Genomic DNA, 2051 nt, shown 5'->3' on the forward strand with positions numbered 1-2051 from the left:
GCCCTGCCCGAACAGACAGCCCTCGACGCGGTCGGCGCCGGCCATCAGCGCCAGCTCGGCCGCCGCGCCGGGTCCTTGTCCAGGCATGCCCGTACGACCGGCTCCAGCGCCTCCGGGAGGCCGGGCAGCTCGGGCTCGTCGTAGACCGTGCGCAACAGCATCGCCGCGGCAGCGCCGCTGCCGAACGGCCGTACGCCGGTCGCGGCGAAGGCCAGGACACAGCCCAGCGAGAAGACATCGCTGGGCGGGCCGACCCCCGCGCCGCGCGCCCGGGCCTGTTCGGGCGACAGGAAACCGGGCGAGCCCACGATGACGCCGGTGGACGTGAGCGCCGTACCTTCCGGCGTGCGCGCGATACCGAAGTCGATCAGGCGCGGACCGTCCGGGGCCAGCAACAGGTTGCCCGGCTTCACGTCGCGGTGCACCAGCCCGGCCCGGTGGACGGCGTCCAGTGCCTCGGCGAGCCGCAGCCCCAGCACGCACACGGACGCGGGGGACCACGGCCCGTGCTCCTCCAGAGCCTCCGAGAGCGAGGGACCCGGTACGAACGCGGTCGCCAGCCACGGATCCTCCGCGTCGGCGTCCGCGCCCAGCAAGGGGACCACCCAGGGGCTGTCCACCTGCCGGGCCACCTCGATCTCCCGGCGGAACCGGGCCCGGAACCCCGCGTCGTCCGCGTAGGACGCCCGTACGACCTTGACCGCGGCGAAGGCGCCGCCCGGCGCGCGGGCGAGGAAGACGACGCCCATGCCTCCGGCACCGAGCTGTCGCAGCAGGCGGTAGTCGCCCAGCCGCGACGGATCGGCGGTACGCAGCGGCTCCATCAGGCCGTCAGCGGCGCGGGGCCGCCGTACACGAACGCTCCGTCCTCGACACGCCAGAGGTAGCCGCCGGTGCCGTCGATGAGCGGCAGGCCGTTCTTCTGGAACCCGTACGTCCTGGTGATGCCCTGGTACTTGACGGCCCGCAGCGCGGCGAGCAGTTCCTCGCGGGTACGGCTCTTGGACGGCAGGTCCCCGAGCGACTTGAGCACCATCGAGGTCACGTCGTAGGCCTCCGCCGCGTACCGGGGCGGCGCCTGCTTCCACCGTTTCCGGTAGGCGCTCACGAACGCCTTCGCCTCGGGGATGCCCGTCGGGTCGACGACCGCCGCGACGATCGTCCACCCGTCGGCGGCCTCCTTCGCGGCCGTGACGAAACGCGGGTCGAGCAGGGCCGGTCCGGAGGCGCGGGCCCCGGAGAAGCCGCGCTCGCTCAGCGTCCGGGCGAACGACGCGGCCCGGTCGGGCAGACCGGCGAAGGCGAAGGAGTCGGTGCCGGCGGCCAGGAGGTCGTCCACCGTGTCCCCGAAGCCGGACCGCATGGTGCCGACCACGCGGGGCAGGAACGGCTGCCCGGCCGCGTGCAGTTGCCTGCTCAAGCTGCTGCTGACCTCAGCGCTGTAGCTGTCGGCGGCCCGGTCGACGACGACACCGATCCTGCGCGGGCGGGTGCTCCGCAGGACCGCGTCGAGGTAGAGGGGTAGCACAGAGTCGGGCAGCCGTGCGTGCAGGAACGAGCGGAAGCCCTGCACGACGAGGGCGATGGCGCCGGGGGACACCGCGAGAACGGGCAGGAGGGCGGCGTCGTACGCGGCCAGCGCGGACAGGGCGGTCGCGTCCGTGGTCGGGCCGACCACGGCGAGGACGGAGGGGTCGTCGGCGAGTCGCTTCGCGAGCCGGGCCGACTCGGCCGGGTCGCCGGCGTCGTCGACGGCCCGCACGTCCACCTGGAAGGGGGCGTTCCGTCGGGCGTTGAACTCCTCGACGGCCAGCCGCAGTCCGCGTTCCTGGGCCTTGCCGGTGGCGCGCTGGTCGCCACTGAGGTCGCCGTGCAGCGCGACGGTGTAGGCGGGGCGGCGGGAGGCGGCGACCGGCTTCTTGGCGCCCGCGCCGTCGTCCATGCCCAGGGCCCACCAGGTCGTGGCTCCCCCTGCGGCGAGGAGCGCGCCCGCGCCGGCGAGCAGGACGCGACGCCTCGCGGGGGCTTCGGGTGTGTCGGTGGCCGCCGTG

At 74.7% G+C, this 2051-nt stretch carries 1 protein-coding gene and 1 pseudogene; both read right to left on the minus strand.

The genetic code is table 11. The annotated features are described in order from the left end of the window. Positions 1-53 precede the first annotated feature (53 nt). Positions 54-824 (minus strand): annotated as a pseudogene (locus tag AWZ10_RS34845) (serine/threonine-protein kinase); the annotation flags it as partial. After that, the coding region (locus AWZ10_RS34850) for a branched-chain amino acid ABC transporter substrate-binding protein (protein WP_159058457.1) at positions 824-2051 on the minus strand (1228 nt) is incomplete at its 5' end. The gene AWZ10_RS34850 and the pseudogene AWZ10_RS34845, both read right to left, overlap by 1 nt.

Origin of the sequence: Streptomyces europaeiscabiei, from assembly GCF_001550375.1 — a bacterium.
Taxonomy (GTDB): domain Bacteria; phylum Actinomycetota; class Actinomycetes; order Streptomycetales; family Streptomycetaceae; genus Streptomyces; species Streptomyces europaeiscabiei.